Origin of the sequence: Devosia sp., assembly GCF_028290645.1 — a bacterium.
Taxonomy (GTDB): domain Bacteria; phylum Pseudomonadota; class Alphaproteobacteria; order Rhizobiales; family Devosiaceae; genus Devosia_A.
Map to the genome: position 1 here is coordinate 1 of NZ_JAQGJL010000407.1, position 9,640 is coordinate 9,640.

General features: G+C 65.9%; 7 protein-coding genes. 6 read left to right on the forward strand and 1 reads right to left on the reverse strand.

The annotated features are described in order from the left end of the window. Positions 1-74 precede the first annotated feature (74 nt). Positions 75-326, reverse strand: coding sequence for a type II toxin-antitoxin system Phd/YefM family antitoxin (locus JWQ89_RS21620; protein WP_299644618.1), 252 nt, complete (start codon positions 324-326; stop codon positions 75-77). Positions 327-493: 167 nt separating this feature from the next. On the opposite strand from JWQ89_RS21620, the gene mdh reads away from it, so the two are divergent. The 6 genes from mdh to JWQ89_RS21650 all read left to right on the forward strand — a co-directional run bounded on the left by mdh (position 494) and on the right by JWQ89_RS21650 (position 9,460). Then, positions 494-1,456 (forward strand): malate dehydrogenase, encoded by a 963-nt coding sequence (gene mdh, locus JWQ89_RS21625; protein WP_299644620.1) that lies wholly within the window; start codon positions 494-496, stop codon positions 1,454-1,456. 165 nt (positions 1,457-1,621) lie between these two features. Next, positions 1,622-2,818, forward strand: coding sequence for an ADP-forming succinate--CoA ligase subunit beta (gene sucC / locus JWQ89_RS21630; RefSeq protein ID WP_299644621.1), 1,197 nt, complete (start codon positions 1,622-1,624; stop codon positions 2,816-2,818). 30 nt (positions 2,819-2,848) lie between these two features. Then, complete coding sequence (sucD, locus tag JWQ89_RS21635) at positions 2,849-3,754, forward strand: succinate--CoA ligase subunit alpha (RefSeq protein ID WP_299644623.1); 906 nt, start codon at positions 2,849-2,851, stop codon at positions 3,752-3,754. Between the two features lie 160 nt (positions 3,755-3,914). Beyond that, on the forward strand, positions 3,915-6,908 hold the full coding sequence (locus tag JWQ89_RS21640; RefSeq protein WP_299644624.1) for a 2-oxoglutarate dehydrogenase E1 component: 2,994 nt from the start codon (positions 3,915-3,917) through the stop codon (positions 6,906-6,908). A gap of 49 nt (positions 6,909-6,957) precedes the next feature. Beyond that, the gene (gene odhB, locus JWQ89_RS21645; protein ID WP_299644626.1) at positions 6,958-8,403 is read left to right on the forward strand and encodes a 2-oxoglutarate dehydrogenase complex dihydrolipoyllysine-residue succinyltransferase; all 1,446 of its coding nucleotides are present in this window, start codon (positions 6,958-6,960) and stop codon (positions 8,401-8,403) included. 298 nt (positions 8,404-8,701) lie between these two features. After that, positions 8,702-9,460: an SDR family oxidoreductase gene (locus tag JWQ89_RS21650; protein ID WP_299644628.1), complete on the forward strand. Its 759-nt coding sequence runs from the start codon at positions 8,702-8,704 to the stop codon at positions 9,458-9,460. Positions 9,461-9,640 lie beyond the last annotated feature (180 nt).

A 9,640-nucleotide genomic window follows, 5' to 3' on the forward strand; every position in this document is an offset into this window, starting at 1 on the left:
TGAGCCATGCCTCGAACTCGGCTGTGGGCTGGGATCCAGTATCGAGGCTACAGAGGTGTCGAGAAGATAGCCGCTCAAAGATCGATCTCACGCGGCGGCGTGTGATCGCGTTCCAACTCCAGGTCGATGCCACCCGGGAAGGCGAGAAGATGCTCGACGAAACTCAGCTTCGGCTTTGGAGGATAGATTTCCTCGCCCTTGCTGAAGGGGACCACCATGGCAACGGGTGTGCCGTGCCTGGTGATGGTGACCGGCTCGCCCTGGATGGCCGATTCCACCACTTCCGACAGGTGGGCCTTGGCGTCTCGCAACTGCATGCGCTTCATGTTCGCCTCCGTCGGTGACTACATGTAGTCATAATTAGGTGTCCCGGGCTTTTCCGTCAATGCCGGTCACCTTGATGTCGTTACCCCAACGGCTGACTTGCCCCCGTCACCCTTCAAGGTTAATAGGGGCGCGCAATTTCCAGCATAAGCAAAACGGGGTTCGGTGGATGGCGCGCAAGAAGATCGCTCTGATCGGTGCGGGGCAGATTGGCGGCACTTTGGCGCTGCTTGCAGCAACCAAGGAACTGGGCGACGTGATCCTGTTCGACGTGGTCGACGGCGTGCCGCAGGGCAAGGCGCTGGATCTCAACCAGGCCGCCCCGGTCATGGGCTTCAATTCGAGCCTCAAGGGGACCTCGGAATACAAGGATATCCAGGGCGCCGACGTGGTGATCGTCACCGCCGGGGTGCCGCGCAAGCCCGGCATGAGCCGCGACGACCTGCTCGAGATCAATTTGAAGGTGATGGAGCAGGTGGGCGCGGGGATCGCCAAGTATGCGCCGGAAGCGTTCGTCATCTGCATCACCAACCCGCTCGACGCGATGGTGTGGGCGTTGCAGAAGTTCTCGGGGCTGCCGACCAATCGCGTCGTCGGCATGGCCGGCGTGCTCGACTCGGCGCGGTTCCGCTTCTTCATTGCCGAAGAGCTGAAGGTGTCGGTCGAAGACGTGACGGCGTTCGTGCTCGGCGGGCATGGCGACTCGATGGTGCCGCTGGCGCGCTACTCGACGGTGGGCGGCATTCCGCTCACCGACGTCGTGAAGATGGGCTGGATGAGCAAGGAAAAGCTCGAGCAGATCATCCAGCGCACACGAGATGGCGGCGCCGAGATCGTCGGGCTGTTGAAGACCGGCTCGGCATTCTACGCGCCGGCGGCTTCGGCGATCGAGATGGCGGAGAGCTATCTCAAGGACAAGAAGCGGGTGCTGCCCTGCGCGGCGTTCCTCAAGGGTGAATTCGGGGTCAAGGGCACCTATGTAGGCGTGCCGGTGATCATCGGCGCGGGCGGGGTCGAGCGGGTGGTCGAAATCTCGCTGACCGGCTCGGAGCAGAAGGCGTTCGACAAGTCGGTCGCCGGTGTGGTCGGGCTGACGGACGCCTGCAAGAAGATCGCGCCGAAGCTGGCGTAAGACATTGAGCCAGGGCTGGGTGCTCCAGCCCTCACCGGGTCATTCCCGCGCAAGCGGGAACCTCCGTTCCGAGCCGCGCCACCGTAAACAGAGGTTCCTGCTTTCGCAGGAATGACCCGGTGGACGGGGCTGGTCCCGAAGAGAACTGCGAGGCAGTAGACAGCAATGAACATCCACGAACACCAGGCCAAGGCGCTGCTCAAGACCTATGGGTTGCCGATGGCGGACGGGGTAGCGGTGTTTACGCCGCACGAGGCCGAGGCGGCGGCGCTGGAACTGCCGGGGCCGCTCTATGTGGTGAAGTCGCAGATCCATGCCGGCGGGCGCGGCAAGGGCAAGTTCAAGGAACTGCCGGCCGATGCCAAGGGCGGGGTGCGGCTGGCGAAATCGGCGGCGGAAGTGGCCGAGAATGCCCGCGAGATGCTGGGGCATACGCTGGTCACCAAGCAGACCGGCCCGGCGGGGAAGCAGGTCAATCGGCTCTATATCGAGGACGGCGCCGACATTGCGCGGGAGCTCTATTGCTCGCTCTTGGTCGATCGCTCGACCGGGCGGGTTAGCTTTGTCGTCTCGACCGAAGGCGGCATGGATATCGAGGCGGTGGCGCATGACACGCCCGACAAGATCATCGCGGTCGATATCGATCCGACGGCGGGCGTGACCGAGGCGGATGTGGCCGAGATCGTCGGGGCGCTGAAGCTCGAGGGCGCGGCGGCCGAGGATGCGAAGGCGGTGTTTCCGGCGCTCTACAAGGCGTTCGTCGAGACCGATATGTCGCTGCTCGAAGTGAACCCGCTGATCGTCATGGGGAACGGGCATTTGCGGGTGCTCGATGCCAAGGTGAGCTTCGACAACAACGCTGCGTTCCGGCATCCGGAACTGGCGGTGCTGCGCGACCTTTCCGAGGAAGACGCCAAGGAAATCGAGGCCTCGAAGTTCGACCTCGCCTATGTGGCGCTCGACGGCAATATCGGTTGCATGGTCAACGGCGCAGGGCTTGCGATGGCGACGATGGACATCATCAAGCTCTATGGCGCCGAGCCCGCCAACTTCCTCGACGTCGGCGGCGGGGCAAGCAAGGAGAAGGTGACGGCGGCGTTCAAGATCATCACCGCGGACCCGGCGGTCAAAGGCATCCTGGTCAATATCTTCGGCGGCATCATGCGCTGCGATATCATCGCCGAGGGCGTGATTGCGGCGGTGAAGGAAGTCGGACTGCAGGTGCCGCTGGTGGTGCGTCTCGAGGGTACGAACGTCAAGGAGGGCAAGGCCATCCTCAACGAATCCGGCCTCGACGTGATCTCGGCCGACGATCTCGACGATGCGGCGCAGAAGATCGTCGCTGCGGTCAAGAGCCGCTGAGCTAAACCCGAACGGCACCAGGAAGTATCAATGTCCATCCTCGTCAACAAAGACACCCGCGTTCTGGTGCAGGGGCTGACCGGCAAGACCGGGACGTTCCATACCGAGCAGGCGCTGGCCTATTACGGCACCAAGATGGTGGGCGGCACGCATCCCAAGAAGGGCGGCGAGACCTGGACTTCGGGGGTCGACGGAACGGCGCTGCCGATCTTTGCCTCGGTGGCCGAGGGCAAGGAGCGGACCGGGGCGAATGCGTCGGTGATCTATGTGCCGCCGGCGGGCGCGGCCGATGCGATGCTCGAGGCGATCGAGGCGGAAATTCCGCTGATCGTCGCGATCACCGAGGGCGTGCCGGTGCTCGACATGGTGCGGGTCAAGGCGGCGCTGGAGAAATCTAAGTCGCGGCTGATCGGGCCGAACTGCCCGGGAGTGCTGACGCCGGAAGAGTGCAAGATCGGCATCATGCCGGGTTCGATCTTTTCGAAGGGCTCGGTGGGCATTGTTTCGCGGTCGGGCACGCTTACCTATGAGGCGGTGTTCCAGACCACCAATGCCGGGCTCGGCCAGACCACCGCGGTCGGGATCGGCGGCGATCCGGTGAAGGGCACCGAGTTCATCGACGTGCTCGAGATGTTCCTCGCGGACGACGAAACCAAGTCGATCATCATGATCGGCGAGATCGGCGGTTCGGCCGAGGAAGAGGCGGCGCAGTTCCTGATCGACGAGGCCAAGCGCGGCCGGAAGAAGCCGATGGCGGGGTTCATTGCGGGGCTGACCGCCCCCAAGGGCCGTACCATGGGGCATGCCGGCGCGGTGATCTCGGGTGGCAAGGGCGGCGCCGAGGACAAGATCGCGGCGATGGAACAGGCGGGCATAAAGGTGTCGCGTTCGCCTGCAAGGATTGGCCAAACCCTCGCAGACGTTCTAAAAGGCTGAGGCGAGGGCGAGGGAGTGATGGGGGCGCGGGAAGTTACCTGCGCCTTAACGTCAAACAAAGGACTTGCGGGCAGCTTGGGCCCGCGCGCTGGCAGCCCGGTCGAGCAAATCCCGGGCGTTTGAGAAGGATGGCGGGGCGAGAAGCCTCGCGACGCTTGACATGACCCGACAAGAAAAGAACGAACAGTTCTTGCTTTCCTCGTTCCTCTACGGCGGCAACGCCGACTACATCGAGGGGCTCTACGCCCGCTACAAGGCGGACCCCAACTCGATCGATCCCACCTGGGCCGGCTATTTCGCCCGGCTCGAAGATACCCCCACCGACATCGACAAGAATGCAGACGGCCCGAGCTGGCAACGGCGCGATTGGCCGCAGCCGGCCAATGGCGAGCTGGTCTCGGCGCTCGACGGCAACTGGGGCGATATCCAGGTCAAGGTGCAGAAGGCGGCGGTCGAGAAGGCCAAGGCCGAGGGCACCCCGGCGCCGACCCCGGTCGACGTGTTGCAGGCGACGCGCGATTCGATCCGCGCCATCATGATGATCCGGGCCTACCGCATGCGGGGGCACCTGCATGCCGATCTCGACCCCCTGAAGCTCAGGGCCGAGGAACCGGCGCCGGAACTCGACCCCAAGAGCTACGGCTTCACCGAGGCCGACTATGGCCGCCGCATCTTCATCGACAATGTGCTCGGGCTCGAATACGCGACCATTCCCGAGATGGTCGAGATCCTGAAGCGGACCTACTGCTCGACGGTCGGCGTCGAGTTCATGCACATCTCTGATCCCGAGGCCAAGGCCTGGATCCAGGAGCGCATGGAAGGGCCGGACAAGGAGATCAAGTTCACCCTCGAGGGCAAGAAGGCGATCCTCAACAAGCTGGTGGAAGCCGAGGGCTTCGAGAAGTTCCTCGACGTCAAGTTCACCGGCACCAAGCGGTTCGGGCTCGACGGCTCGGAGGCGCTGATCCCGGCGCTCGAGCAGATCATCAAGCGCGGCGGGGCGCTTGGGGTGAAGGATATCGTTCTCGGCATGGCGCATCGCGGCCGGCTGAACGTCTTGACGCAGGTGATGTCGAAGCCGCACCGGGCATTGTTCCACGAGTTCAAGGGCGGGGCGTTCTACCCCGAGGAAGTCGAAGGCTCGGGCGACGTGAAGTACCACCTCGGTGCTTCGGCGGACCGCGAGTTCGACAGCAACAACGTGCACCTGTCGCTGACGGCGAACCCCAGCCATCTCGAGATCGTCGACCCGGTGGTGCTGGGCAAGGCGCGGGCCAAGCAGGACCAGCGCTCGGCGGTCGACGGCCGGTTCATCCCGGATACGCGCCAGACCGACCGCTCGGTGGTGATGCCGCTGCTGCTGCATGGCGATGCGGCGTTTGCCGGCCAGGGCGTGATCGCCGAATGCCTCGGGCTCTCGGGGCTGAAGGGTCACCGCACGGGCGGTTCGATCCATTTCGTCATCAACAACCAGATCGGCTTCACCACGGCGCCGATGTATTCGCGCTCGTCGCCGTACCCGACCGATGTGGCCAAGATGATCGAGGCGCCGGTGTTCCACGTGAACGGGGACGACCCGGAAGCGGTGGTCTACGTTTCGAAGGTGGCGACCGAGTTCCGGCAGCGTTTCGGGCGGCCGGTGGTCATCGACATGTTCTGCTATCGCCGCTTCGGGCACAACGAAGGCGACGAGCCGAGCTTCACCCAGCCGCTGATGTATTCGAAGATCCGCAGCCACGAGACGACGCTCGATATCTATTCGAAGCGGCTGATCGGCGAGGGCGTGCTGTCGGCCGAGGACGTCGAGCGGATGAAGGCCGACTGGCGGGCGCATCTCGAAGCTGAGTTCGAGGCGGGGCAGGATTTCCGCCCCAACAAGACGGACTGGCTCGACGGCGTGTGGAAGGACCTGAAGCGCGCCGATGTCGAGGGGCCGCGCCGTGGCGACACGGGGGTCGACACCGTCGACCTGGCAAAGCTCGGGCACAAGCTGTCGGTCGTGCCGGAGGGCTTTCATGCCCATAAGACGGTGAAGCGGTTCATGGACAACCGGCTCGCGACGATCGAGTCGGGCGAAGGCATCGACTGGGCCACCGGCGAGGCGCTGGCGTTCGCGACGCTGCTCGAGGAGGGCCATCCGATCCGGCTCTCGGGGCAGGACGTCGAGCGCGGCACGTTCAGCCAGCGGCACTCGGTGCTCTATGACCAGGAAACCGACGCGACCTATACGCCGCTCAACAACATCGCCGAGCAGCAGGCGCGCTACGAGGTGGTGAACTCGATGCTGTCGGAAGAGGCGGTGCTTGGGTTCGAGTACGGCTATTCGCTGGCGGAGCCCAAGACCCTGACGCTGTGGGAAGCGCAGTTCGGGGATTTCGCCAACGGCGCGCAGGTGGTGGTCGACCAGTTCATCTCGTCGGGCGAGCGCAAGTGGTTCCGCATGTCGGGGCTCGTGATGCTGCTGCCGCATGGCTATGAAGGCCAGGGGCCGGAGCACTCGTCGGCACGGCTCGAGCGGTATCTGCAGAGCTGCGCGGAAGACAACATGCAGGTCGCCAACTGCACGACGCCGGCCAACTACTTCCATATCCTGCGCCGCCAGATGAAGCGGGATTTCCGGAAGCCGCTGGTGCTGATGACGCCCAAGTCGCTGCTCAGGCACAAGAAGGCGGTGTCGGGGCTGGTCGAGTTCGGGCCGGAATCGACGTTCCACCGGCTGCTGTGGGACGACGCGGAAGCGCCGGGCGTGCCCAAGACGACGATCAAGCTGGCGCCGGACGAGGAAATCCGCCGGGTGATCCTCTGCACCGGCAAGGTCTATTACGACCTGCTCGAGGATCGCGAGAAGCGCGGCATCAACGACGTGTACCTGCTCCGGCTGGAGCAGCTCTATCCGTTCCCGGCCAAGGCCTTGCTCGACGAACTCAACCGGTTCAAGAACGCCGAGATCGTCTGGTGCCAGGAAGAGCCCAAGAACATGGGCGCCTGGGCGTTCGTCCAGCCCTATATCGACTGGGTGATGGATCAGATGGGGCGTCCGGGCGACCGGCCGCGCTATGTCGGCCGCGCGGCTTCGGCGGCGACGGCGACCGGGCTGATGCGCACGCATCTGCAGCAGCTCCAGGCCTTCCTCGAAGAAGCGTTCGCCAAGTAGCGCCAACCACGACCAGACCCGCTGCAAAGAAAACTGAAGGACCAAACTGATGGCGACTGAGATCCGGGTGCCCACGCTGGGCGAGAGCGTCACCGAGGCGACGATCGGCCAGTGGTTCAAGATGGTGGGCGACGCCGTCGCGGCCGACGAGCCGGTGGTGGAGCTCGAGACCGACAAGGTGACGATCGAGGTGCCGGCGCCAAGCGCGGGCGTGCTCGAATCGATCGCGGCGAACCCGGGCGACACGGTCAATGTCGGGGCGCTGATCGGGGCGATTGGGGCGGCGGGTGCGGTGGGGCTTTCGGCTCCGGCAGCTGCTGCGGCGCCTGCTGCTGCGGCCAAGCCTGCCGAGGTACCGCAGCCGGCAGCGGTGGCGGCCGAGCCGGCGCCCAAGCCCGCTGGCGGCAACGGGTCGGCGACGTCGATGGCGCCGGCGCCGAGCGCCCAGAAGCTGATGGCCGAGAGCGGCGTGTCGGAAGCCGATATCAACGGCTCGGGCAGGCGCGGCCAGATCTTGAAGGAAGACGTGCTGGCGGCGATGGCGAAGCCCGCGGTGGCTGCGGTTGCGGCAGGGGCGGGGGCGAGCATCGCGATGCCGGCGGCGACGGGCGGTTCGGTGGCTCAGCCGATCCCGGCGGCGCGGCCGGCTGCGGCCCCTGCACCGACGGCTGCTCCGGCGCCTGCACCGGCTGCCACCCCAGCCCCCGCACCCGTTGCGAAGGCGCCCGAGCCAGCGCCGGCTCCTGCTCCGGCAGTGCCGGCCCAAGCACGCGGTCCGGTCAATGCGGCGGACGATGCGCGCGAGGAGCGGGTGAAGATGACCCGGCTGCGCCAGACCATCGCGCGGCGGCTCAAGGACGCGCAGAACGCCGCCGCCATGCTCACCACCTTCAACGAGGTGGACATGAAGCCGGTAATGGACCTGCGCAACTCCTACAAGGAGCTGTTCGAGAAGAAGCACGGCGTGAAGCTCGGTTTCATGGGCTTTTTCACCAAGGCCGTGACGCACGCGCTGAAGGAAATCCCGACGGTCAATGCCGAGATCGACGGCGACGAGATCGTCTACAAGAACTACGCCCATATCGGGGTGGCCGTCGGCACCGACCGCGGGCTGGTGGTGCCGGTGGTGCGCGACGCGGACCAGCTGTCGATCGCCGGGATCGAGAAGGACATCGCCCGGCTGGGGAAGCTGGCGCGTGACGGGCAGCTGTCGATGGCCGACATGCAGGGCGGGACGTTCACCATCTCGAACGGCGGCGTCTATGGCTCGCTGATGTCGACGCCGATCCTCAACGCGCCGCAATCGGGCATCCTGGGGATGCACAAGATCCAGGAGCGGCCGGTGGTGGTCGGGGGCGAGATCGTGATCCGGCCGATGATGTACCTGGCGCTGAGCTACGACCACCGCATCGTCGACGGCAAGGAGGCGGTGACGTTCCTGGTGCGGGTGAAGGAAAGCCTCGAGGCGCCGGAGCGGCTGGTGCTGGATCTTTGAGGGGTCGAGCAACGCAATGAAAGGGCCCGCTTCGGCGGGCCTTTGCTTTTTCGGCTCGATGCCAACGGCCCGCCTGCTCCCCTTGGGGGAGAAGGTGGCGCGCAGCGCCGGATGAGGGGTCCGCGTAACGACGTGTAGCGCGACCGGAGCGAAGCGACGGGCGGCGAGTTCGCGGAGAGAACCCCTCATCCGCCCTTCGGGCACCTTCTCCCACAAGGGGAGAAGGCAAGGGGGGCATCCTCGGGCTTTTGCATCCGGGTCGGCAGCCGCTACACTTGCCGCAGAGCGGAGGAATCTCATGGCGGATAAAGTACTTGTGGTAACTGGCGGGAGCCGGGGGATTGGGGCGGCGGTTTGCCGGTTGGGGGCGGCGCGGGGGTTTGGCGTGGTGGTCAATTATGTCGGCAACGTCGCGGCGGCCGAGGCGGTGTGTGCGGATATCCACGGGGCCGGGGGCGAGGCGGTGGCGGTGCGGGGGGATGTCAGCGTTGCCGAGGATGTCGAGCATATCTTTGCCGCGGCGGACCGGATGGGGCGGCTCGCCGGGCTCTGCAACAATGCCGGGATGATCGCGCCGGCGCTGCGCGTCGAGGCGATGACGGCGGAGCGGCTCAACCGGATGTTCGCGGTCAATGTCACCGGGGCGGTGCTGTGCGCCGGGGCGGCGGTGCGGCGGATGTCGACGGGGCATGGCGGAGCTGGCGGGGCGATCGTCAACATCAGCTCGGCGGCGGCCAAGCTCGGTGGCGCGGGCGCCTATGCCGATTATGCGGCGAGCAAGGGGGCGATCGATACCTTCACCGTGGGCCTCGCGCTCGAGGTGGCGGCGGAGGGGGTGCGGGTCAACGGGGTGCGGCCGGGGATCATCGATACCGAGTTCCACGCGGCAGGCGGGGCGCCGGACCGGGCACAGCAGCTGGGGCCGAGCGTGCCGATGGGGCGGGCGGGAACGGCCGAGGAGGTGGCGGAGGTGGTGCTGTGGCTGATGTCGGACGGGGCGGGGTATGTGACGGGGACGACGGTGGCGGTGACCGGCGGGCGGGCGGTGGGGCCGTGAGATCCGGAGTCGCAAGGCGATTTTACGTTGACGCTGGTGGCTGGGGACCCCCACCCCTGTCCCTCCCCCTGAACAGGGGGAGGGAGACGCTCACCGTGGCGCTGGTGGTTTGGTCGCCCTCCCCATTCTTAGGGGGAGGGGACAGGGGGGGGGGTCCACAGCCACGCATGAGGGCCGGAC